This window comes from Glaciimonas sp. CA11.2 (assembly GCF_034314045.1).
In the GTDB taxonomy this organism is placed as follows: domain Bacteria; phylum Pseudomonadota; class Gammaproteobacteria; order Burkholderiales; family Burkholderiaceae_D; genus Glaciimonas.
This window is the reverse complement of sequence record NZ_JAVIWL010000001.1, coordinates 3,987,228-4,011,132: the sequence shown is the minus strand read 5'-3', so window position 1 is coordinate 4,011,132 and position 23,905 is coordinate 3,987,228. Positions and strand designations below refer to the sequence as shown.

Here is a 23,905-nt window from a genome sequence, read left to right as displayed (position 1 = left end):
GTAAGGAAAAAAAGGAGAAGTTATGTGGTATTTCGCATGGATTTTAGGAGTTGGATTGGCACTCGCCTTCGGCATCATCAACGTGATGTGGCTAGAGTCCAACTATGCATTTGGCAGCCGCGATGAAGACACGACACGTGGACGTTTTGAAGATGCGGCGAAAGAGGAAGAGAGCAAATTGCAAAAAAAATAGTCGATGTCGGCAGAAAAAGCCATCCAAAATGGCGTGCCGACTCCTTGACTCTCTCCACATATCACAATCCTCATCGGATAAGTCGGGATCAATCCGCTTAACTTGCGTGTCCAATAAAAATTGGACACCACATTGGTGGTATACCGCAATAAAAAAACGCTCATATTTCTCCTTCTTTTGATCCCTAAGTAATTCCCCTATTTCCCCTTCACACACCGTCCGTCACGCAACAATCACGCCTATTATTTGATGCGATAGGGACTTGTTCAAACGCGTCCCGCATGACGTGCCAACGCAGACAACAGGCACGTGCACAAGGAAAGCACACCGCCGCTAGTGCGGATTTGCGTAGGTCCTGACGACATGTAAAGAGCACCATTGGGGAGGGTATGAACCATGCGGTAATTTATTCAGAACTACGCCGATTTTCTATCCCTGCTCCGCGTGAAAGTAGCAAGGCTTAGAAAAATTTTGCTCAATTCATGATCAACAAATTATGCAAAGAATTAGAAAATGGATTCAAAAGAAGGCAAAAAAAAGTGAGGTCAGAGCGTCGAGATTTTTTATTAAGTACCGCCAAAATTGCAACTGTAGGTGCATTGACAGGTTGGCTGCCGCTAGCCCGAATACGTGCCGCGCAGGCAGCGACAAGCAGCGTGCCTGCACATTTTCCACCCGGCATTTCCTTATATAAACAGACCTTTCGAAACTGGGCAGGAGATATCAAGGTCGATGACATCTGGACCTGTTCCCCGCTCAGTCCAGACGATGTGGTCCAGATCGCTAACTGGGCCAAAGATAACGCGTATAAAATTCGTCCCCGTGGCATGATGCACAATTGGTCGCCGTTCAGCATTGCCGCCGACGTGGAGTTTCCAGCCGTGGTAATGCTTGATATGACCGCTCATTTGACCGCAGTCAGCATCGATCAATCGGGTCCGACGCCGCAAGTGACAGCGCAAACTGGCATCACGATGGAGGCGCTGTTGATGGCGTTAGAAAATGCCGGGCTGGGGATGACCGCCACACCCGCACCCGGCGATATAACCCTGGGTGGCGTATTGGCTATTGATGGCCATGGAACAGGTGTACCTGCCAAGGGTGAAAAGCCACTGGCTGGCGGCACTTACGGTTCGGTGGCAAATTTGATCCTGGCGTTGACCGCAGTGGTATATGACGACGACAGCCGCAGTTATGTTTTGAGAGAATTTGTCCGGAGCGATCCAGAGATTGCTGCTTTGCTGGTGCATATCGGCCGTGCATTTATTGTCGAAGTAACTCTGCAAGTGTCACAAAATCAGCGCCTTCGCTGCCAGAGCTGGTTCAATATTCCTGCCACTGAATTGTTCGGGCCGGTGGCCTCAAGCGGTCGCTCCTTCTCCAATTTTTTGGATAGTGCCGGGCGCGTCGAAGCAATCTGGTTTCCGTTCACCAGCAAACCTTGGGTAAAGGTCTGGACAGTGTCGCCGAATAAACCTTTTTTATCGCGATTGACGACGCAACCGTTCAATTACACCTTCTCGGACAATATTCCTGATTCGGTGAGTGAGCTGACATATAAAATCGTCACTTTGGGACAGGGAGGAATGACGCCGTCTTATGGCAATGTTCAATACGCCGCCGCGTCGGCAGGGTTGGTGACGACGGTTTCGTGGGATTTATGGGGATGGTCGAAGAATCTTTTGTTATACGTTCGGCCCACTACATTGCATGTCACTGCCAACGGGTATGCAGTGCTGACCAAGCGTGAAAATGTTCAGCGTGTGATCAACGAGTTCACGACGTTTTATCAGAAACGTCTTGCTGCATACCAACAAATGCATCGCTTTCCGATGAATGGTCCGGTCGAGATACGCGTTACCGGTCTGGATAATCCGAATGACGTTCCTTCTTCGAACGGCGTATCGCCTATTCTTTCCGCATTGCGTCCACGCCCGGATCGCCCTGAGTGGGATACCGCTGTCTGGCTCGATATTCTGACCTTCCCAGGTACGCCATATGCGAATCGGTTTTATCGGGAGATCGAACAATGGATAAACGCCAACTACAGCGGCAGTTACGCCAGCGTGCGTCCAGAATGGTCAAAAGGATGGGGATACTCGGACCAATCGGCCTGGTCGGACCCTCTCGCGCTGCAGACCACGGTTCCAAATACCTTCAGAGTGGGGCAGTCGTCCGCAAGCAATTGGGACACGGCCAAAGCAGGTTTGAGTAAGCACGATCCGTATCGCATTTTCTCATCAGCATTGCACGATAGTTTAAGTATTTAGCCTGAATGTTTCGCAAACAAGGGTAGCGTCCACATAGCTGAAATTTCCGTCACATCGACGAAAATAGCCAAAAGCGGTACTTTTTTTCGTTGCGCAATGCGTCGTTTGCGCAACGTTTTTTTATTCTTCATCACTGCTGTCATTTTCAATAGACGGAATGCACATCATGCAGAAGTAGACTGCTCTAACCGTACCGCGTACCGACCCTGAGCGTCCATTCAGACGATGGATATGCGGATTTACGCCTAAACTCACTGCGCTACTGAGGTTGTTACGCAAGCCCAGTGGGATGCAGTTATCGTATTTAAGGGTGAAGTGCAGTTTGGATCCAAGACGTTATTGTGGAATTTACCGCCACCAAACAAAGCGCCTCAACAACAAATACGACCTATATTTTTAAATCAACCACGCTCACGCGCAACCAACGCCAGCAACGTATCGAGGCGATTATTTTCACAGGCAATCGCCAAACCCTCTGTGAACAAAGGCGTCGTCAGATTGGTTAATACCGTCCCGCTCGGCATCTCTATTGCTAGGCGCGCACCGCGTTCCCATCCCAGTCTTGCTGTCTCCGACCAGTGCACTTGCGTTGCCATATTGTTGGCGAGATCGCTGGCGATCATTGTCGGATCGAAGAGCGCCCTTGTGGCGCTGGCACTCAGATACGTCAGTGTTGGTCGACTGACTTTTACACTAGAAAAAGCATCTTGCATATCAAGCGCAGCCGGATTGAATAGTTCACAGTGGGAGGGAACGTTCACCGCTAGCCGCACTGCGCTGGTCGCACCTGATACCAACGCCAGAGTCATCACTGATTGCATCGCTTCCTCCGAACCGGAGATGACGTTCTGTCTTAGCCCATTCAAATTAGCGAGATAAACGGGGGTTTTTGTCGAATGAATATTCGCAATAATGGGAGCGAGTTGATAACGATCGATTCCACTGATCGCCGCCATGCCATAACCCACTGGATAGGCGCTCTCCATCAAGTGACCGCGTCGCTGTACCAGCCGCATCGCATCATCGAAATTGAGAATACCGGCGACAACCGCTGCTGGATATGCGCCTATCGATAAGCCGGCCACCATATCCGGTCCCGCATGATGCGCTACAAAAACTCGTGCCATGGCAACGCCCGCGATGAGCAAGCAAAGCTGTACTGCGTAGGTTGATGTCAGCGCTGCGGCGGTATCGAGCAGCAAAGGATCACTACCAAGGACGATGCAGGCTTCTTCCAGCGTGCGCAATACTTCTGGCTCGCGAGGAAGCGCGTGTAGCATGCCGGATCTTTGTGCGCCCTGCCCGGGAAACGTGAACAGCACGCTCATGGCAGGCGGTGAGTATCGAGTTGATGACTTTCTGACCACGGATCAGCGGTCAGAACAGGACCGTTACCGGTTTTCAGCAAAATGGTCTTGCGACCAGCCGCCCATTCAGCAAAAGCGAAGCCGCCCGAACCGGTATCGATTTGCAAATCAATACGGCACATTTGCGAATCAAGTAGGTCTTGCAATAAGGACATTTTTTCGGGAGATATCGGTGACGGTGCATGCAAAACAATATCCAGATCGCTTTCATCCCGCAATACCGGCAATCCCGTTGCCAGCGCAAAACCTACGCTGCCGGTCGGCCCCCAATGCAAACCTATATTGGTCAGAGAAGATGCCATACTGGCCAATGTCTTCACTGCGGGAAACGCGCCACATTGCGAGTGAATATTCCACGCTTCGGTCTGCACCAAAAACTCGGGCTGCACGCAACGTTTTATCGCATCTACCGATAGCAGCGCCTTAAAGCGTTCGCTCCGTGTTGTGCCACGCAAACCCACCGGCAGCCATGCGCAATCAGTAACAGTTTCGCGGCGTATCACCACCGGCGCAACAGCCAACCACTCGGCGGTTGCCCAGGTTGGTAACAACTGATCCGTCGCGAGTCCTTCCACCCCGGTGATCCATAACAGATCATGCGGTCGCGGTGTGGTCTTGCTTCCATTGTGAGTAATTTGGTTTGGCATCACAACAATTAGGCGATCAGTGGAATGAATGAAAAGATGAATCAGTCGTTTTTACCCCAACCGTATAAAAATACGATTGGGGTAATCTAAGACAATATATATTTCATACTTGGTTGTATTGACATTCTAATGTTGATTTAAAAATTACTTAATAGAATTTATTGCTACGGTTTCGGTTCGTCGATAATTGAAACGGTTGGTACTCCGTGGATGCTGATCGGGGGTGGCCCGATAGCCAGTCACTTTTTCTTGCTTCGCCAAGATAAAGTAACCAAAAAGAAGGTGACCGCAGAGGCGCTGCCCTCCCGTTGGTCGGGTCCCCAAGTGTTTTAGTCATCATGCGGGTTGAGAAACCAACTCGCCTTTGGCTGAAACATGTTTCCCAACAATTCCCGCCTGATGACTAAAACATTTGGCAGCGCCAATGACGGGTAGGTCAACAACAACAGCCTTCATATTGGATATGATTTAGTTGTACTAACCTCATCTATAAGCTTTATATGTCAATACGCTCTCGCTTGATGGCTACTTTAATTCTTAATTCCTGACTCTACCCCATCAAAGCTTTGACCGCAAAATATAACACTGATGGACCAAGCAGACAGCCGATACCGGTATGGAATGTCGCCACCAGCGCACCATACGGAACCAGACGTCGGTCGGTCGCCGCTAATCCTGCGGAGACCCCACTTACCGTGCCAGCCAGACCGCCAAATACCATTGCTGATCGTGGTGTTTTGAGACCTAAAAAGCGTGCTGCAATTGGGGTCCCGACCATGACCATGATGGCTTTGAGCAGGCCGGTAGCAATACTCAATGCCATCACGTCAGAACTAGCACCTATCGCTGCGCCAGTAACGGGGCCGACGATGTAAGTGATCGCGCCCGCCCCAATAGTGGTCATGCTAACCGCATCGGAATAGCCGAAAGCATAGGCGACGCTGGCACCGACTATAAACGGTACGATTGTCCCAAGAAGCAATGACACCACGCCGATCAAACCGGCTTTGCGCGCCTCGGTCGCCTGTACTTCAAATGCGGTTGCGACGATGGCAAAATCACGCAACATGGCACCGCCCATCAGGCCGATTCCACTAAAAAGAGAAATATCTGCTAATCCCTTTTCGCCGCCGGTATGCAGGCCGCCCCAATACGCCAGCACGAGGCCAATGAGAATCGCAAAGGCTGATCCATGCACGCGACCGAAAGTCAGCTTGCGCGAAATATAACCGGATATCAGCACGATGATACCAACTACAGCAAAGGCGGTAATCAATCCATTCTGTTGCAACGCTTTTTCAAAAATTGCTAGCATGATGTCTCCCCTTTAAGCCGCTGGCACTGGTTCAACTGCAAAGGGATCTGTATCGGTCTGAGGTTCCATCCGATTGATCAGCGAAATACAGCAAGCGCAAAGAGCAACGGCACCAAATGCCGAAATCAGCGCTACCGGGCCGCCGCGCAACGCAGCAACTACATTTTGTTGTGCCGCCATCGCCACCACTACAGGGATATACATAGCCGACCAAAAGCCGACACCGGCCTCCGTTGGCTTTGGTAAAAGTCCACGTGGTTGCATATATAGTCGAGCGAAAATGAGCAGCAGCATAGCGATACCGACACCACCGACGTTGGTTTTGACGCCGATCAAATGTCCCAACAAATCGCCCAGAAAGATACCGAGCAAATGGCAAATGGCTAATAAAGCCGTTCCATAGATAATCATGTTTGTCTCCTTAAATAATTTCAGTATTGGTCTGAATTAGCTACACGCTGATGGCAGCCCTTGACCTGCATTTCGCACAAAGTATTTTTATATTTATCTATTTGGACAGATTGAAAATAGGCTGGTGTGTTTTTCCAGTTACGGTCGGTCTCCCTTCCACTGCGCACGTAACATCTCGCGCACCTTTGCTGAGGCTTGCCTATTTTTTGCGTTCAAACGCCTGCTGAGATCCCTGACAGGATCGGATGTAATACTTTCGAGTGCCGCTTGCAAGCTTTGCTGCACTATCTGCAATTCTTCAACAGAGGGATTATCGGGATGTTGCAACGTCAAACTTTGCGACAATAATCCCAACGATGCGAAGCTTTTGATGTCATAAGCCATGGGCGGAATTTTGGCTGCAAAGGCTTCCATTGCTTCAACTGAACGCAATGTAATCCGCGCCGCCGATGCTTTACCCATGGCGTGCACCATCACTTCAGGATCATCGATCGCTATCAATCGATTGGCTTGATAGCCGTGGGCTAGAAATGCGCCGGACATGGCCTTGCCGACTATCAGACCGATAACAGGATGACCCGCCAGTCGCGCACTGGCATATGCGCCCGCTGCGCCCGCCAAGGCCTGATGGATACCGTATGCCTCCTCTCGCCGACCATAAGCTTGACTAGCAACGTCAATGACGGCGACGATAGGCGTTTTTGTATGGTTGGCATGGTCGGCATCAATCACTTCTTGCACAGCACGGCCCAATTGCCAGCCTTCGACCAGTCCAACCTCGCCGTTGCGAACGCGGGGAAAGCGGTTTTCAGGATCGGGTACGACAGCGATGTAACGTGCGCGCTGTCCAGCAAGATCTGCATCGGCGACTAGCACGGAAGCAGCATAGCCAGGATTAATCGGCGCATTATTGGTCAGTTTTTGAAACCAGATCAAGCCGCGACTATGCGTTCTATGCGTTCTATGCGTTCTATGCGTTGCTGGCGACTCTTCTAACTGGACGACTGCTTTCATGATGACAATCCCTTCTGATAAATATTGCGCACCATTTCCGGCGTCGCTTGCAGACTGGCATCGACACTGTCAAGGCAGGCCAGAAAATCCTGATAGCGTTCGCTACGATTTTTTGCAGGTCGGCCGCGTGCAATCAAATCCCTCACGGTGGTCCGCATCAAAGCGCTGTCATCGTCAATGCAAGCGTCAACCAGACCCGAGTGATAACGTTGCTCACCGCCGGTAAAACTCCAGATGAATGGCCTGTCGCGAGAGTCGTACTCTGCGATTCCAGCTTCCTGTTCGATCACGGCGGGGCCATTCAATCCGACTCTTGCATCTTGTGTCACGACCAGATAACTGCACAACGCGGCGGCAATAGACATACCGCCGAAGCAACCAACCGTGCCAGCTGAAATACCGATCACTGGTTGGTAGCGGCGCAGATCAACAATCCCAGAATGAATATCGGCAATTGCGGCAAGACCCAGATTGGCCTCTTGCAATCGCACACCGCCGGTTTCAAAAAGAATCACGGCACCGGTCGGAATCCCGTTGCGATTGTCTTCCGCTGCTAATTCCAACGCTCCGGCTATCTTGGCACCGCCAACTTCGCCCATGCTACCGCCCTGAAATGCACCTTCAATCGCGAGCACCAAATACGGTTGACCGTCGAAGGTTCCTTTGGCGACCACTACGCCATCGTCCGATTGCGTCACCACGCCTTGCATTGCCAGCCAGGGAGAAGTCATCCGATCAAACGGGCCGATCAGTTCGCGCATCGAACCGGCATCCAGCAGCGCGCGCGCACGGTCACGTGCTGTCAGTTCAATAAAGCTGTCGCGCTTTAATAGTTGTTCTATGTTCATCTGGTCCTTACCTTTATATACCTTCGCGTAGCGGTCATCGAGGGTTGGGCATTCATCATTACGGCGCCAAAAGCGCACCTTGCAATGACTCAAACTTGTCTGAGTTCTTCAAACGCCTGTTCAATGCGTAACCGCACTACTCCCGGCGTTGCGCCAAAATCATTAATGTCGATCTTCATGGCGGGCAATAACGCTGCCGTGAAAATACGTCGCAATAATGCTTCCCATACGTTGTTCATGCCATCCACCGAAGTATTGACCTGGATCGTGGTGATGCCGGTTCGATGTGAAACGTGCGGGGGTTCGATCAATACTTCCAGGTCACCTGAACCAACCACTCCGGTCAACACCCTTGCCGTGGCTGGATCACCAGCGGCAAATTCATACGAAATCTTTTCCATTTGTTGTCTCTTTTTTTCAGGTTCGTGCTGGAAATTCTTTTTTCAATTGATCCAGGAATAAGGCTGCCGCTAACAGATCGGCTGCACCACCCGGAGAAATATGGCGTTCAAGCAACTCAGCTTCAAACGCTTGCAGGCACGCTTTTCCTTCCAGACTGCCAGCGCCGCCTAATCGCAATACTGTGTGCGCGCCGGTTTGTATCGCGACTAACGCCTCTAACCCGCCGCGTGACAGCACGCAAGTGTCGTCAAGTTTGGCAATAATCGCAAGTAATGCATTGAGCCGTGCGGCGTCTTCGCCCTCACCACGAATGCGCCAGTAGTTGAGTGCGGGTAACGCAACATCGATTACGTGAGGAAACCCCGCTTGCGCCTGTGCCCGTGCACCGCCGACACCGTAAGTGCGACAAGCCTGCTCACCCTTGTTGCCGGTAACAATCGGTGAAAACTGATCATGATAGCGGGCCATCATCGCTGCACGCGACGCCACTGCACTAGCCGTTAACGCCTGCCGATCCTGTGCCGCCGCCGTCACTAGCAAGCCAAGCGCCCAGATCGCGCCACGGTGCGTATTCACGCCACCCGTCGCCGCCATCATCTGCATCTCGCCGTCACGCCCGATACGACCGATCTCTTCACGTAATCGGCTGGGATCGGTGATCGTCTCACCGGCAACTGCCATCGCATAAAAAGTGGGATGCAACACCCAAGCGGAATGACACATCAAGCCCCAGTTCAGATCACGATGCGCACCACGACTGCGCATGTCGACCAAACCGGGTTTTGGTGTCAGCGTTACCTCATCGACCAATGCCGACACCACCAGATCTGCGAGACGTTCGGCGAATGTTTTCTCCACTACAACTGATCCCGCCTTGGGGCGGTTGTCGGAGATTGTCGACAAATGTGTGAGGTCAGCGATGGCAATCATTACCAGCTCCTGAATTTTGCTGGCGGGTCATACAGCCCATCCGACCATGTCACCAGGTCGGCAACACTCTTTGCCGCCAAAAGTGAGCGCGTGGCTTCATTACGATTGACGCCCATATCTTCCGGCAGCGCAATCAGACCATCTCTACGTAATTTTGCCGTCGTCGCCGGATCGTGATGCATGCCGATCGGCGTCACGCCTGCCACCGCCGCTACCATCGCCTTGCGCTCTTCCAGCGAGCGCGCTTTATACAGATAGGCGATGCCTTCTTCGGTCAACACGTGCGTCACGTCATCGCCATAAATCATGATCGGCGCAATCGGCATCCCCGACTCTTTACCAACTGCGACCGCATCTAGCGTTTCCACAATGGTCGGCTGACCGCCACCCTGGAACGTCTCGACCATTTGCACAACCAGTTTTTTGCCGCGTGCCAATGGATCATCGGTTTCGATCAGATCGAGCCAAGCCGGAGTGGGATGACGTCGACCGCCAGGATCGTGGCCCATATTCGGTGCGCCGCCAAAGCCGGTCAAACGACCACGCGTCACAGTGGACGAATTAGCCAGACCATCCATTTGCAGCGTCGACCCAATAAACAGATCAACCGCATATTGCCCCGCTAATTGGCACAAAGCCCGGTTGGAACGCATCGAACCATCCTTGCCCGTAAAAAATACGTCGGGTCTTGCCGCAACATAATTTTCCATCCCAAGCTCGCCACCAAAACAATGGACGCTTTCAACCCAACCGGACTCAATCGCCGGGATCAACGTTGGATGTGGATTTAATGTCCAGTTTTTGCAAATTTTTCCTTTAAGCCCTAATTTTTCACCATAAGTCGGCAAAATCAATTCAATCGCGGCAGTATTGAAACCGATGCCGTGATTCAGCGATTGCACCTGATGGCGCTCGTACACGCCTCGAATCGCCATCATCGCCATCAACACATGCACCGGTTTAATCAGGCGCGGGTCTCTTGTAAACAAAGGTTCAAGAAAAAATGGCTTGTCGGCCTGGACCACAAAATCAATCCATGACCCGGGAATATCAACACGCGGCAGATCAGCAGGATCGTCGACTATTTCATTAACTTGCGCGATGACTATACCGTCGCGGAAGGCTGCCGCCTCGACCAATGCCGGCGTATCTTCCGTACTTGATCCGGTGTATAGATTGCCCTGACGATCGGCTTTAAAACCAGCGACCATCACGACATTTGGCGATAGATCAACATACAGTCGCGCGTACAACTCAACGTAAGTATGGATCGCGCCAACTTCTAAAACGCCATCCTGCAACAACTGCGATATCCGCAAACTTTGTGCACCGGCAAACGCAAAATCGAGCTTGCGAGCGATGCCGCGCTCAAACAAATCAAGATGTTCAGGCAGACTGACACTCGGCATAATCAGATGCAGATTGCTTACTTTGGTCGGATCTATTTTGACCAGCGAACGGGCAAGAAAATCGGCCTGCTTCTGGTTATTTCCCTCAAGCACAACACGATCTCCGGAAGAGATCAGGGCGTGTAGCGCGGGTACGATATCGGCGGTTCGCAGAACGGGGCCATCAGCCAGATGTGCTACTAAGGCGAGGCGACGGTGTTTTTCAATACGGCGTTTGCTCCACTGCGGGTCAAGCTTTCGTTGGGCTTGCATCTTTGCTCCAGCATTCAGTCATCGTGTTAGAGACATTAGTCCACTGCACGCTGCACTTCAATCAACTTTAAAGTGATTTTATTACTCTGACAGTAATGAATTCACGTTAATATGGCTCTAGCAGCATGGCACATTAATCAATAAAAAAACGATGAATATAAATCATCTTTAACGCCGAAATGACTTCGCATCCACCCAGTCACGGTGGTGCCGAACTTAAGCAAATATGGTGCGCATAACTAGCGCTCAAAAGGATCAAATATGGCGATCGATGAATCTATAACAATCAAGAAACTGGAAGTTTTTCTGGCCTTTATGAAGCTTAATAATATGGCTCGGGTTTCTGAATTGTTAGGTCAAAGCACTGTCAGCGTGCATCGCTCTTTACACTCGCTGGAGGAGGCGATGCGTTGCCCGCTTTTTAAACGTGAAGGCCGCAGCCTGATTCCATTGCAAAGCGCTTACACGTTTGCCGAATACGCACAGCGTGTAATCAATGAAGTCGAAGAAGGTATCCGAAAAGTCCAAGAGGCGGCCGGTTTTAACGCCACCCGCCTGAAGATAGGATCACTCTATTCGCTCACATTGCGCTGTATTCCCCAACTGATGATTGGATTGAAACTGCGTAAGCCTGCACTGGATATCGATTTGACGCTGGGTTCCAACCGCGATCTGATACAACAGCTTGCGGATGGGCGGCTTGATGCAATCGTTATCGGTTTGCACGAACAAAGTGACCTTAACAACCCCGACGATAGTCAGGCGTTGGTGGCGGTTCCACTGTTCGATGATGATGTCTTTTTGGCCGCGCCCCTACACTCACCCTATGCCGGTCAGAAGCGGGTGAATTTACAGGATCTACGGGACGAAAAATTTGTAACATTGACAGAAGGCTTTGTTACGTCGCAAGACTTTGCGGCGTGCTTTGAACGAGCAGGTTTTACGCCGAATATTAGTATGCGGGTGCAGGATATTTTTTCGCTGATCAACCTGGTCAGCGGTGGTATCGGTTATAGCCTGTTGCCGGGACGCGTGGGCAAATTCAGTTCGCATATTCAGCTTATCGCGCTGGAATCAAAGTACGGAGCCAGACAACGCATCACTTTGTTACTACCGAAAAGTCGGGAACGCGATCCCAACTTATTGGCGCTGGCCGCTGAATGTCGGATGTATGGACGGCATGATGGAAAAAGTGAGGGCTTTTTTTAGAATTTTGTCGCGTTTAACTGATCCCAACGTATTAATTAGGATTCAATTTCAATTAACGGAAAATGTCGGTAATTTTTACACAGCAGGCCTCAAGCCAATGTAAAAACTTGCGTTTCAAAATGTTGATCGTGTGAAGTTAGTCGTTATAAATTTCCACCCGACAATGTGTCGTCGTAGTCAACGCACTGATATGCCTAAACCGAGAGGCCATCGAATACCACTAAAAGAATGCTCGGAAACGATTGCAAACCCTTACTGGCAAAGGGTTGCGGTGTGGAAGACGGCTTTAGAGTATCGCCATTATTTTTCCGACGGCATAACGAACCTGCTTGCTATCGGATTTCCCGGCAGCAAGGCAACCTACCCGACCTAGGGCGGTAAATTCTATTGATCATTTTCACGGCACGATATTTGCTTTAGTAAAAGCAATAATACGTTGGTATGTGGCGCTGCTTAGACAGGCACCTTCTTGCTTGAAAACAAATTGAAATAACCTACTTTAGGAAACCGAATGAAACTGACAACCAACATTGCATACATACTGATCGCTGGCCTATTCGCCGCATCTGCAGCGCAAGCTACTCCGACTGCGTATTCGAATATTGGCACCATCAATCCGGTAAACTATACATTTACAGCTGCCAGCACAGGCGACATAATGGCGTATTTCGCCGGATCAACTGCCGGTTACGATAATACTTTGGGCTTGTTGGTAAACGGCATCGATACCGGCATCAATGGCTTGGACGATCATACTTCTGTCTACGGCCAACAATTGAATTTTGGCAATGTAAATGCTGGTGATGTACTCACATTCAAGCTCAACGTTTTGAGTACCGGCAATACTTGGTATTCGAATCGTGCCTTAAATAGCGATCAAACAAATCATATTTATTCGAACAGCTATGCCGGCGATATCCAAATCCCAGCCGGAACCTATGTCGCTTTCGAAGATGTTCGAATCCCAGGTGCCGACTTGAATTATCACGATGAAAACTTCGTCTTCACCAATGTTCAGGCGTCTAACGCTGTGCCGGTGCCAGCAACTACGTTGCTGATGGGCTTGGGCTTGCTTGCCATGAGTGTGTTCGCTAAGCGCAAGACTCAGGAATAAAGTCAAATCGCCGGTTGACGCGATCTGTCAGGGACAGCCTTGATCGGCGCATCGTAATAGCCGCATTTGCGGCTATTAGATTTTTATCCTTCCCTTGTACGCGATCAAAAGAGATGTCTATCTTGATGTCCATTTGGCCTTGGCGATCCATTTACCAATGGTCGCAAAATCAACGCTGCTAAATTAGCGGTTTTTTGTCTTTTGTGCGGATTTCTGTTCCAACTCTTTTTCTACCGCACCACGTACCTCAAATTTAACCTGATCGACCACCACATTTTTGCTATCCAGTAATTCCAACGTATGTCTGCCCGGCCACGGCATCCAGTCCAGGGCAATCTGGTGACTTTGGTCCGTTGCGAATTTGTGGCTATTTTTGCTCGATAGGTTAGCTGTTTTCAACACGGCGTTGGGTGAAGCCAGCAACTTTCCATCTAGTCGCCACGACCCGCTGGTTAACCCATCTGCCGCAAAACGTACGCGTTGCCGTTGCGGTGGAATATCGGGATCCAATGCCACTAACATGCCGGGTGTCGGATAGCGTATCGCGATGCTGATATCGTCAGATTTGGCGGTCGTCATCACACTTTGCTCTGTACCGGCCATAAAATACTCTTTACGTGGCGCTTCAATCTTGTCTTGATAACGAATAGTTTGTTCGACTACACCTTCAGGTTTCTGCGGTATCCGTTGCCGCGTTTGCTGACGCGTGTGCAAGTATTGCATGACCTCTTGCCAGATTGGCGCTGCGCCGGTGACGCCGGAGACATCCCACATCGGCAAACCCGATGCATTGCCGACCCAAACGCCAACTGTGTAGCGATCCGAGTAACCGACGGCCCAGTTATCGCGCATATCTTTGGATGTGCCGGTTTTGACTGCGGCCCACACCCTGGTTGAAAGCGCACTCTCCAGACCGAAGGTGCGGCTGCGCGCACTGCGATCAGACAGAATATCGCCGATGATAAAGGACGCATCGGGACGCATCACTTTACGCATTTTTACCGGCGGATCGTTCAGCGCGGTACGTACGCCGCTGTATTGGCCTTGGTTGGCAAGCGCACGATAGGCATTGGTGAGCGCCAGCAAGCTGACATCGGCACTACCGAGTGCGAGACTGTAGCCGTAAAAATCGCCCGATTCACGTAGACCAAAGCCAAGTTGTTGCAGGCGATCAAAAAATGCCGTTGGCGTCACCGTCACCAAGGTCCGCACAGCGGGAATATTCAATGATGAACCCAGCGCAGTGCGCACACTGACCAGACCTTTAAATTGCTTATCGTAATTTTGGGGAATATATAAGCCACTGGCAGTCGGCAAATTAATCGGCGCATCGTCCAGAATCGATGCGGCGGTCATCCATTTTTTCTCTATCGCCAATTCATATAAAAACGGTTTTAAGGTCGATCCAGCCTGACGCAACGCCACCACACCGTCAACCGCGGCAGCGTTCGAAAACGATCCGCTTGATCCAACCCATGCCAAGACGTCGCCGCTGGCATTGTCGATCACGACGATGGCGCCGTCTTCGATATTACGCTCAACCAATGACGCCATCTGCCGCCTTAGCGCATCATTGGCAAACCGTTGCACGCCCGCATCCAATGTGGAGCGCACCGATTGGCCGGGTGTTTTTAGTAATTTACGGGCAAGATGAGGCGCTAATTGCGGCGCAGTCGTGGTCACAATGACTTCCGAATTGGAGCCAGTTCGGGCCAGTGCCAACAAGGTGAAACCCGCCAATCCCTTGCATTCCGATGCAGCGTTCTGATCGGTCAAGATGCGACAGGCGCGTTCTGCGACACGTGCTGGTGTTGCATTAGGGCCGCGAATGAGCGCTACTGCAATCGCTGCTTCACGCTGATTTAAACCACTCGGATGCTTGTCGAACAAAACGCGGGACAAGGCGTGCATGCCGACTAACTCACCCCTAAAACTGACCAGATTTAAATAGGCCTCAAGAATTTGATCTTTGCGCCAGCGATGTTCCAATAATTGGGCCACAACGACTTGCGACATTTTTTGGCGGATCGTACGCGGCGCATTGCGGCGACGTAAATCGTCGTCCAGCAATCCCGCTAATTGCATCGTAATAGTCGATGCGCCACGGGTTCTGCTATTCCATAGATTGCCCCACGCGGCGGCGGCAACGGCACTCCAGTCAACACCGCTGTGCGCATAAAAACGTTTATCTTCGGACGCTATCAATGCATTTCGTAAAGCGGGTGAAACGTCTTCTATACCCACCCATGACAAACGTCGCTCGTTCGGATTCAAGCGGATTTGCTGTAATAACGCACCTTTGCGGTCGAGCAAGTTTGCCTCGGAGGTGCGGAACTCCTGCTGCACCTCATTAAAAGTTTGCAAGGCGTGAACCGGCGCGGTGCTGAATCCCAGCATCAATACAGCAGCCATTGATAGCCGCCCCAGACATGGTGAAGCTTTTGTACGCAGACAAAGGTTAACTGGCGACATTATCGCTTCCCCCATCCGACCAATCGGATGGGCAGCGCAATGACTAAGTCACGCACTAAGTCACTCACTTCACCGTCCATTTCGGATTAGGACTTTCACCAAACATTTCTGGCGCGTACATGGCTTCCACGCGTGTAGGCGGCAAATTAAATTCGCCCGGATTGTTGATGCGGAAGGTATAGGTCATTATGAATTTTCCTTTCGGCACGTATTCGTAGTAGCTACGAAATGCCTCAAAGCTGCGCTCTTCGTATGCCAGCCACGCACTGCCGCTTGGTCGTTCGCTGAGTGTGGAAATCGCCGAATCGCGTCCCAACCCGGAGCCCAGCAAAGTTCCACCGGCCGGGATCGGATCAGTGACGACGACCCACGTCATATCGGTCTGTGCGTCGACTTCCAGATTGATCTTATAAATATCGCCACGCGTGTATTTTCCTTTTTCTTTTTGCTCGATCGGAACGATGTTTTTATTGATCCGATAACCGCTGGAGAATGGCTTCTTCAATACAACCGCTGCCAAACTTTGGACGTTGATCCACGGTGCACCACCACCAATGTGCGTTAGCTTAAGCGTCGCTGGCGTGGCCGAGCTGGCCCAAGGGATTTGCAACTTACCGCCTCCCGTTGCTAGCCAACTGAAATTTTGGCCGTTTGGCGGATTTGGATTTGCTGAGACGATTCCCGGCTCTAGCGCAACTTTGGTGATGCCTGATACTTTTTCGGATTCGAACTTCTGTGAAAATTTCTGTAGTGCCAAACTGCCCCAACTATTGGCGGTCGTCGTTGACCAATGTCCGCGTGACTGCCGTTGAATCGCGCCATTGATTAATTTTGACATATCGTCTTTCCAGGCCGGATCGTTGAGTACGGTCAATACCAAACGGTTTGCGTTGACGTCGCCACCGGTCATCAACCACCACCAATAATCACTGCTCTCGGTAGAAAATCCCATCTGCGTTCCCTGATAATTCAGTCTTGAACGGAGTATTTGGTCCGCTTCGGCAAGACGTTTAGCGCGCTCAGGAATACTCGTAACCCGCTGCAATATATTAATCCAGTCGAGTACCGCTGAAGTCGGCCAACGATTTGGCGACAACTGGATCGCCCCCAACATGGAGGGCCGTGCGCGGTCATAGCGCGATAGCGCCTCTAACGCGGCCAGTTTGCGGACATCGAGATCTTTTTGCGGCGACCAAAAGTCACGCGTAATTTTGCCCTCAACAAATGCGGTTAAACCGTCCAGCATTTTGTCGCGACTTGGCTGTGAGATGGCAAAGCCCGACTCTTGCGTGATCGCCAGTAAATAAGCCGTTAACGTATCACTTCCGTGCCGCGCATTGCTTTCAGTCGGTGGGTAGTAATAAGCCAGACCATCGCTGTCGAGATAGGTCGGTAAGCCATTGAGGACCTTTAGCCATAATGCGTTATCTTGCAAACCAATCGCTCGCGAAGCCTGTTGTTCGAGGCAAGAGAAAGGATACTCGGCAAAGTAACGTCGTAGCCCCTCATTATTGCCCGCTAATGAAGGCGATAACGCGACCGCTAAGCCGCCGCGCCCCGGCAAAGCATCGGCAGGTTGTGCGACTTGTAGCGAGAACGCTTTATCAAGCTGGAAGAAGGTTGCCTGTTGCACCGTCACCGGCACGGCTGGCACCACACGCTGAGTGAATTTGATACTGTCTTTCACTTTAGCGCCGCCCTGCTCTTGCGCGTTGATTTCCCACGTTAATTGTTTCACACCTGACGGCACGGTCACTTGCCAAACCAACTCACGCGACTCGCCAGGTGGGATGCTCAACTCCTTCCCTTGCAAGGTTGGCATTATAGGTAGAACAGCCTGAGCAGATCTGGTTGGTGCAGTTAGCGCGTTTGCCGAGGTCGGCAATAATACCGCCGCACCGCTAGCTTGTGCCGTGGCATTGACTTGCATGGCATGCGTGGTGGTATTGCGCACCGTCACCATTGCGCTAAAGTTATCGCCTTCGCGCACCAACGGTGGCAACCCGGAAATCAATTGCAGATCCTGCGTTGAGCGGATGCTGACCGATCCGGTGCCGAACAGGCTGTCGCCACTTTGCGCCACGGCGACTATCTTGAAACTGCTCAGCGCATCGTTTAGCGGCACATCAATCTGCGCCCGTCCGTTGGCATCCAGCAAAATAACCGGCTTCCATAACAACAACGTGTCGAACAGTTCACGCGTGGGCGATTTGCCACCGCCACCGCCGGCAGGAATCGCCTTGCGACCATAATGGCGCTTGCCGACGACCTGCATTTGCGCGGTCGAGGTTTCAACGCCATAACTGCGACGTTGCAGCATCGCCTGTAGCAAATCCCAGCTGCGATTCGGCTCAAGTTCCAGCAACGCCTCATCGACTGCGGCCACGGCGATTTCGGCACGGGCGGCTGGCTTACCATTTGGCAAATTGGCCTGAATTGTCACCTTGGCCACAGTACGGATTGCGTAGCTCGGTTGATCGGCCTTGACTGTCACCGCCAACTGATTCGCCGCCGTGCCGACCATGATTTCGGCAATGCCAAATTTGTAGGCTGGTTTTGCCAGATCGACGGTTGCACCAGGTGCTTGATATTCTTTGAACTCACTCCACCAGTTCAACGGTTCTTTCCAACCCCATGTAAAGAATGAATACCACGGAACATCACGCATGCGGCCACGTACTGCCAATACTGAAACAAAGACGTTCGGGCCATAACTGGCTTTCACCGGCAGGCTAAAAGTCGGATCTTGTCCGTTCAATTGCATGACCTGCGTGTCGATCACACCTTCACGCTCAATGGCGATTAACGCGGTGGCATAGCGAAACGGCATGCGCACTTGAAATTTGGCGGTTTCGCCCGGCTGATAATGTTTTTTCTCTGGCAAAATATCGATGCGGTCCTGGTTTTCACCATCGAACCACAACTCACCCTGTTTGGTGACCCACACAGAACTGGTCGCCAGCGATGCCTTGCCGCTGCCATCCTTGCCTTCAGCCGTCAATTCGACATTTCCCGCCTCTGACAACTCAATGCTACACATCATCACACCACGCGCATCGGTTTTACCCGAACACAGCGCTCCCAGATCGGTCGAAGTATTGGTATTTTCATACGCATAAAAACCGCCTACCATGCGTTTGCGATGGGAGTTAGTTTGCTTGCTACGGCCACTGATTTCAATCGGTATGCCAACTTGCGGCTGACCGGCGGGATTAAGGGCGACCGCAGTCAGGGTTAATTTTTTCTTCACAGATATCCACTCGCCCGCTTTTAGACCGACGACAATTGCCGAAGGCCATACCGGGGCCACGCTCGATACGGTCTGTATTTCGCCATTCGGATCGGCGAAGGTCATCTCAGTCAATAATTCTTTCGGCGCAATAATGGCTGGCAGATCCTTTATTACCGCTTTGCCAGCGCCATTTTTATCCAACGTGACCGGCAATTTGTCGGCAACAATTTTTTGATCGTCTCCGTTAGCGTTGTCGCTGCTGCCGTCATTGGATTCGCTGGAAAGCGTTGAAAAGGAATAACCGTCGTAGGCAGAAAAGCTGATCGCTTTAGTGCGCAATAAACTGGTGATATGCACCGCTTGACCAGAAGCACCGCCGCCGTTGAGGTAATTTAATTGGACATCAAGCGGTACGTCGGTCGGCGCTATTAACGTTTTCGGGGGTGTAATGCGTCCTTGTAAGAGTGGCAGACGAAACTCTTCCACCCGGAAGCTGCCGGTACTGTAACTCCGCTGGCCTCGAGCGTTAGTGTCGTTAGTGTCGTTAGTGTCGTTCGTATCGCTTTTCACCGTGCCGCTATCCAGAGTGACGTCATAACGTCCAAGCTTGGCTTCTTTTGGAATCGCGAATACGGTCTCGGCATTTTTTTGTCCGCGCCAGATCAACGGGAATTGAAACTCCTGACCACTACCTTGGTGGATAATCCGCACGCGTGTTGGCAATTGGTCTTTTGGTAGCAAACCGAAACCTTGCATGGTTTCGGTCCGGATGACATGCTTCATTGAGGCCGTTTCGCCTGCACGAAAAAGCGTCCGGTCAAATACCGTGTGGGCGCGTACCGTTGCCGATTTGTCGTTGTCCATCGGTAGATTGAAACGCCAGGATTCAATCCCGTTGTTCCATGAAGTTAAGGCAAAGGTCATATCGGTACGGCCTTTTTCATCGATTTTACGGGCGCTAACAAACAGGCCATCAATTTGTCCTGGCGCACTTTGCCGACCGCTACGACAACCATCTTCGGGAAATTCAGGCACCATGGCGATGCCTAGCTTGTTGGTTTTTCCACGCCAAAGTTCGGTACCACGACAATCGGCGATTCTGACATCGGCGTTCTCTACCGGTTTGGCGTTGTCCAAAGTAGTTACCCAGACTGCACCATTTTGACGTCCGATCTTGACGTGAACCGACAAATTGGTCACTAGCGCACTGGTGCGCACGTACATCGGAACGGCCTTGCCTAATAGTGCGGCTCCTAGCTTTTGTGATTCAAGTTCGATCACATAAAAACCCGGATCTTTGAGCGGAATACCAATAACTTCGAACGGCCTCACCCCATTTTTGGCATCTGGTGAAGGTGGCAAGCTTAACGTTTTGGCTCCGGCTTGATTTGCCAGCAAGCCGATGCTACGCGTTTCCACCGATTTTTTGCCGATTGTAATAGTGGTTTCGTGGTATCGATTGAGCTTGGTGAGCCATGCAATAACACTCTGATCATCGGTGACTTTGAGGTTGCTGACGTTGCCGGGATTCACTTTTCCATCCGCACTGCGGGCAAGCATGTTGGTCTCAACGCTGCGTAATGTGACCGGCAGTGTGGCATCGGCGTTCAGTTCAATAATGCCGAATGGTGCCGAGGGGAATTTTGCCAGCGGTGGGTAATCGGCCATGCGGACTTTCATCGGAAACGAATTGGCGTTTGTTAATGGGCGACCACTTTCGTCGTGGAATCCGCTTGGTAATACGATGGTTAGTTCCGATCTTTCGGCAAAAGGCGGTTTAAATGTGAGTTGCGAGACGGTGTCGTCGGTATTGTTTTTTTCAAAAAAAGGTTTCAATTTGCCATTGCTGCCATTCAGCGTTACGGCTTCCGCCAGTGCACGTGTGACGGGCGAAGTGAATAAAATACGCAGTGGCAAAATCGGTGCACAAGCCGCATTGGCATTCTCGCGCTCGCAGCTGACACTGGCCGTGAAGCTTGGGCGGACTTTGAATTTGAACACTTGCGGCTGCGTGGTGGCGATGCCTGATGGCGTAACCACACCCTTGTCCCACGTAAGTCGAACTGCGCTGTCGTTCGGCAAGCGCTGCTGGCATTGCACGGTACTAACGACTTCCGGATTAATTTTTTCTGCAAACTGATCCAGTAATACCTTGCGAGATGCCCCGGTAATCAACTTAACCGGAATCCGCTCATGCACGCCTTCGGCTTCGCAATAGACATGTTTAAGGAGACTATCGCTGGTGGCGACACCATTTTGCACGAGAATGAAAACTTGTTGCTCGTCGATGGAGTCGCCTCTGGGCATTACATTGATAACAGCGGGGCCACCGGTATTGAACTGAAATATTTTTTTACCGGTTATTACAGCACCGGATAACAATGTGAAGTCAGATTTCAGAGCAAAAGAACAGCGCGTGCCCGGTGGCACATCGCGCTCAAAATCATAAATCCAGTTTTTGTCATCGGCCCAACGTCCGCTACCGGCCTCTTTACATTGAATATCAAACGGCATCGGTGCTTTTGGATCACCGAACTTCACCGCGGCCTCAGAAAATTGTACCCGCACCTGACGCACTTGGATAATTGCTCCTTGCGGTGAAAAAGTATTGATTTTAGGTACCGGCGCGGCTTGCGCCATTTGAGCAAATATGCTCGATACGGCTACCAATATGGGCAACGATGTGGACCGTAATATCGGCAGAATTTGGCACAATATTCGGGCCAACACCATTGCAACGGGACTGCTAAAGGCTACACCCAAAAATCTGAAGACAAAAAAAAGCAGCATTAGAAATATCCTAACGCTACTTCTCTCTTCTTTTGGTTGTCTCACTTGTTGCATAGATATCCTCTGATTGGGCAAATATGAAATCTCAGATTGCGAGGATACTGCATTTTTGCACTTTTATAGTTTCCTTTATGCAACCAATAAATTGTTACAACAGTGTCCACCAATTAATATGCTGCCTATACCTTTATTGCAAATTCTCTAGTAAAGCCGGGCCAAAAATCTCCTGCCGAATTTGATTGGCCGCAATTCCTCTGTCGAGCAGAGCCTGCCGCTGGATGCGCATAAAGACGCTGGGACCACACAAATAGTAATCTCCATTTTTTGGTAATAGCGACGAGTCCAACTTGTCCAGTTCCAAATAGCCGGACTGGTCAAAATCATTGGCTGCCCGATCTTCGGCGGTTGGTGTCGCGTACGCAAAATGGGTAGTCAATATGGCTGCCTGTTCTGGCAATTTCTGAAATGCGCTTAATGCTGCCAATTCAGCCTTCAGTGGATGATGATGCCCATCCAGGGTCGCATATAAAAAATGCACATGGCGCGCCGGAGTTTGCTGAAGACTGCCATGCAACATACTCATCATTGGCGTGATGCCGACACCTGCACTAATCAATACCAACGGTGTCCGAATATTTTTGTCCATAACAAAGTCACCGCAAGGTGGACTGACCCACAATTTATCGCCAACATTAGCTTCGGCATGCAGCAGATTGGATACCATTCCGGCGGGATTGCCTTGCTCGTCCTTGTCTTCGCGTTTAACACTGATGCGCCAGTATGGTTGATCTGGTGCGCCTGACAAACTGTATTGCCGCAACTGCCTTAAGTTTAACGCAACAACGTTTCTTGCAATGCTGATGTACTGGCCTGGTTGAAAGGCTGGCAAGGGTAATCCATCTACCGACTCCAAATAAAAAGAGGTGACCGTTTGACTTTCTTTTTTCTTGTGAGTGACGACCATCTCACGTAGTTGACCTGGTTCAATCTGGTGCGACGCATACAACTTCTTTTCTTCGCCAATAAACGCGCTAGCTAACGCATCATAAGCCTCGGCCCACGCCGCGATCAATTCTGGGGTTGCCGACTTACCGAGTACTTCGCCGATAGCAGCGAGTAAATGATGGCCAACGATAGGATAATGCTCCGCGCGGATACCAAGGCTGACATGTTTTTGCACGATTCGACTGATGACCGGGGTAAGCGCATCAGCATTATCAATGTTGGCGGCATAAGCAAATAATGCGCTTGCTAACGCTTGCTGTTGGCTGCCATTTTTCTGATTCGCCATATTGAAAATATTCTTTAGTTCAGGATGCGCCTCAAACAAACGAGCATAAAAACAGGTAGAAATAGCAACGCCATACTCCCGCAAAACGGGAACGGAGGCATCAATGTAAGGACGGGCATTAGCAGAAATCATAAATACTCCTATTGTTACATTTAAAATACTACAATATGAAGAAAAAAAGGCGTTGCATAAATAACAAAATCCCACTGCTATTTGCAGCGTGACGACTATCTTACTGCGCCATTGAGGGCTGAAAATGCATGCGCGCAATGATGCCAGCAGTTTGTGGCCCAGCGGTTTCCGGTTGCACCAACTCAGCTAGGCTATAGCGATTCATGTCGGCATAAAACGCGCGTTGCCCATTATCAAGAACCCGTTTCAAATAACAATTTCCTTTTAAAATACACAAAGGCTGCTCACAATCGACAAGTTGTGTATGCCCCTCCATCACACTCAAAATATCGCCTAAATGTAATGTTTGCGGGGCTTGCGCCATTCGAATACCACCATTACGTCCGGGCGTAGCGATTATCCAGTCTTGTTTAACCATCTTATTCACCACTTTATTCAAGTGATTCTTTGGAATGTCAAAACGATGCGCCAGTTCACCCACAGTTACAAGATCCTGCTCGGGTATTGAGGCCAGATACATCAGAATACGTAGTCCAAAGTCGGTAAATTTAGTAAGTTGCATAGGACGGAAACGTTGGGTGTGGCAGTTAAAAAATAGTCGATAAAG

The 23,905-nt window shown here is 50.7% G+C and carries 17 protein-coding genes; 4 read left to right on the top strand and 13 right to left on the bottom strand.

Annotation, left to right across the window (positions count from 1 at the left end; genetic code table 11):
• Window positions 1-22: 22 nt before the first annotated feature.
• Together cydX and RGU75_RS17340 are read left to right on the top strand one after the other, a co-directional pair.
• Window positions 23-193, top strand: coding sequence for a cytochrome bd-I oxidase subunit CydX (gene cydX, locus RGU75_RS17345; RefSeq protein ID WP_322238078.1), 171 nt, complete (start codon window positions 23-25; stop codon window positions 191-193).
• A 482-nt stretch (window positions 194-675) separates the two neighbouring features.
• A complete protein-coding gene (locus RGU75_RS17340; RefSeq protein ID WP_416186827.1) occupies window positions 676-2,463 on the top strand; it encodes a cholesterol oxidase substrate-binding domain-containing protein in 1,788 nt (595 codons plus the stop codon).
• A gap of 401 nt (window positions 2,464-2,864) precedes the next feature.
• Here the strand turns inward: RGU75_RS17340 and mdcH are convergent, their stop codons facing one another.
• The 9 genes from mdcH to mdcA all read right to left on the bottom strand — a co-directional run bounded on the left by mdcH (window position 2,865) and on the right by mdcA (window position 11,058).
• The gene (gene mdcH / locus RGU75_RS17335; RefSeq protein WP_322238074.1) at window positions 2,865-3,791 is read right to left on the bottom strand and encodes a malonate decarboxylase subunit epsilon; all 927 of its coding nucleotides are present in this window, start codon (window positions 3,789-3,791) and stop codon (window positions 2,865-2,867) included.
• The gene (locus RGU75_RS17330; RefSeq protein WP_322238072.1) at window positions 3,788-4,477 is read right to left on the bottom strand and encodes a malonate decarboxylase holo-ACP synthase; all 690 of its coding nucleotides are present in this window, start codon (window positions 4,475-4,477) and stop codon (window positions 3,788-3,790) included. The genes mdcH and RGU75_RS17330 overlap by 4 nt, the downstream gene beginning before the upstream one ends.
• A 550-nt stretch (window positions 4,478-5,027) precedes the next feature.
• A complete protein-coding gene (gene madM, locus RGU75_RS17325; protein WP_322238070.1) occupies window positions 5,028-5,792 on the bottom strand; it encodes a malonate transporter subunit MadM in 765 nt (254 codons plus the stop codon).
• Window positions 5,793-5,804: 12 nt separating this feature from the next.
• Window positions 5,805-6,203: a malonate transporter subunit MadL gene (madL, locus tag RGU75_RS17320; RefSeq protein WP_322238069.1), complete on the bottom strand. Its 399-nt coding sequence runs from the start codon at window positions 6,201-6,203 to the stop codon at window positions 5,805-5,807.
• Window positions 6,204-6,341: 138 nt separating this feature from the next.
• On the bottom strand, window positions 6,342-7,217 hold the full coding sequence (mdcE, locus tag RGU75_RS17315) for a biotin-independent malonate decarboxylase subunit gamma (RefSeq protein WP_322238068.1): 876 nt from the start codon (window positions 7,215-7,217) through the stop codon (window positions 6,342-6,344).
• A complete protein-coding gene (locus RGU75_RS17310) occupies window positions 7,214-8,065 on the bottom strand; it encodes a biotin-independent malonate decarboxylase subunit beta (RefSeq protein ID WP_322238067.1) in 852 nt (283 codons plus the stop codon). Before RGU75_RS17310 ends, mdcE begins: the two co-directional genes overlap by 4 nt.
• Window positions 8,066-8,154: 89 nt before the next feature.
• Complete coding sequence (locus RGU75_RS17305) at window positions 8,155-8,466, bottom strand: malonate decarboxylase subunit delta (protein ID WP_322238066.1); 312 nt, start codon at window positions 8,464-8,466, stop codon at window positions 8,155-8,157.
• A 16-nt stretch (window positions 8,467-8,482) separates the two neighbouring features.
• Window positions 8,483-9,397, bottom strand: a complete 915-nt coding sequence (locus RGU75_RS17300) for a triphosphoribosyl-dephospho-CoA synthase (protein ID WP_322238065.1) — start codon at window positions 9,395-9,397, stop codon at window positions 8,483-8,485.
• Window positions 9,397-11,058, bottom strand: a complete 1,662-nt coding sequence (gene mdcA / locus RGU75_RS17295; RefSeq protein ID WP_322238064.1) for a malonate decarboxylase subunit alpha — start codon at window positions 11,056-11,058, stop codon at window positions 9,397-9,399. Before mdcA ends, RGU75_RS17300 begins: the two co-directional genes overlap by 1 nt.
• Window positions 11,059-11,319: 261 nt before the next feature.
• Between mdcA and RGU75_RS17290 the strand changes: the two genes are divergently transcribed.
• Together RGU75_RS17290 and RGU75_RS17285 are read left to right on the top strand one after the other, a co-directional pair.
• Window positions 11,320-12,267, top strand: coding sequence for a LysR family transcriptional regulator (locus RGU75_RS17290; RefSeq protein WP_322238063.1), 948 nt, complete (start codon window positions 11,320-11,322; stop codon window positions 12,265-12,267).
• 511 nt (window positions 12,268-12,778) lie between these two features.
• On the top strand, window positions 12,779-13,381 hold the full coding sequence (locus tag RGU75_RS17285) for a PEP-CTERM sorting domain-containing protein (protein WP_322238062.1): 603 nt from the start codon (window positions 12,779-12,781) through the stop codon (window positions 13,379-13,381).
• A 183-nt stretch (window positions 13,382-13,564) separates the two neighbouring features.
• Here the strand turns inward: RGU75_RS17285 and pbpC are convergent, their stop codons facing one another.
• The 4 genes from pbpC to RGU75_RS17265 form a co-directional block, all read right to left on the bottom strand.
• Entirely contained in the window at window positions 13,565-15,853 is a 2,289-nt protein-coding gene (gene pbpC / locus RGU75_RS17280) for a penicillin-binding protein 1C (protein ID WP_416186826.1), read from the bottom strand.
• Window positions 15,854-15,917: 64 nt separating this feature from the next.
• A complete protein-coding gene (locus RGU75_RS17275; RefSeq protein ID WP_322240629.1) occupies window positions 15,918-21,725 on the bottom strand; it encodes an alpha-2-macroglobulin family protein in 5,808 nt (1,935 codons plus the stop codon).
• A 337-nt stretch (window positions 21,726-22,062) separates the two neighbouring features.
• The gene (gene hmpA, locus RGU75_RS17270) at window positions 22,063-23,298 is read right to left on the bottom strand and encodes an NO-inducible flavohemoprotein (protein WP_322238061.1); all 1,236 of its coding nucleotides are present in this window, start codon (window positions 23,296-23,298) and stop codon (window positions 22,063-22,065) included.
• A gap of 100 nt (window positions 23,299-23,398) precedes the next feature.
• A complete protein-coding gene (locus tag RGU75_RS17265; RefSeq protein WP_322238060.1) occupies window positions 23,399-23,860 on the bottom strand; it encodes an Rrf2 family transcriptional regulator in 462 nt (153 codons plus the stop codon).
• Window positions 23,861-23,905: the final 45 nt, after the last annotated feature.

Bases quoted from the DNA above. Each gene is read 5' to 3' on its own strand.
- cydX (WP_322238078.1), top strand. From the start codon at position 23: ATGTGGTATTTCGCATGGATTTTAGGAGTTGGATTGGCACTCGCCTTC.
- RGU75_RS17340 (WP_416186827.1), top strand. From the start codon at position 676: ATGATCAACAAATTATGCAAAGAATTAGAAAATGGATTCAAAAGAAGG.
- mdcH (WP_322238074.1), bottom strand. From the start codon at position 3,791: ATGAGCGTGCTGTTCACGTTTCCCGGGCAGGGCGCACAAAGATCCGGC.
- RGU75_RS17330 (WP_322238072.1), bottom strand. From the start codon at position 4,477: ATGCCAAACCAAATTACTCACAATGGAAGCAAGACCACACCGCGACCG.
- madM (WP_322238070.1), bottom strand. From the start codon at position 5,792: ATGCTAGCAATTTTTGAAAAAGCGTTGCAACAGAATGGATTGATTACC.
- madL (WP_322238069.1), bottom strand. From the start codon at position 6,203: ATGATTATCTATGGAACGGCTTTATTAGCCATTTGCCATTTGCTCGGT.
- mdcE (WP_322238068.1), bottom strand. From the start codon at position 7,217: ATGAAAGCAGTCGTCCAGTTAGAAGAGTCGCCAGCAACGCATAGAACG.
- RGU75_RS17310 (WP_322238067.1), bottom strand. From the start codon at position 8,065: ATGAACATAGAACAACTATTAAAGCGCGACAGCTTTATTGAACTGACA.
- RGU75_RS17305 (WP_322238066.1), bottom strand. From the start codon at position 8,466: ATGGAAAAGATTTCGTATGAATTTGCCGCTGGTGATCCAGCCACGGCA.
- RGU75_RS17300 (WP_322238065.1), bottom strand. From the start codon at position 9,397: ATGATTGCCATCGCTGACCTCACACATTTGTCGACAATCTCCGACAAC.
- mdcA (WP_322238064.1), bottom strand. From the start codon at position 11,058: ATGCAAGCCCAACGAAAGCTTGACCCGCAGTGGAGCAAACGCCGTATT.
- RGU75_RS17290 (WP_322238063.1), top strand. From the start codon at position 11,320: ATGGCGATCGATGAATCTATAACAATCAAGAAACTGGAAGTTTTTCTG.
- RGU75_RS17285 (WP_322238062.1), top strand. From the start codon at position 12,779: ATGAAACTGACAACCAACATTGCATACATACTGATCGCTGGCCTATTC.
- pbpC (WP_416186826.1), bottom strand. From the start codon at position 15,853: ATGTCGCCAGTTAACCTTTGTCTGCGTACAAAAGCTTCACCATGTCTG.
- RGU75_RS17275 (WP_322240629.1), bottom strand. From the start codon at position 21,725: ATGGCGCAAGCCGCGCCGGTACCTAAAATCAATACTTTTTCACCGCAA.
- hmpA (WP_322238061.1), bottom strand. From the start codon at position 23,298: ATGATTTCTGCTAATGCCCGTCCTTACATTGATGCCTCCGTTCCCGTT.
- RGU75_RS17265 (WP_322238060.1), bottom strand. From the start codon at position 23,860: ATGCAACTTACTAAATTTACCGACTTTGGACTACGTATTCTGATGTAT.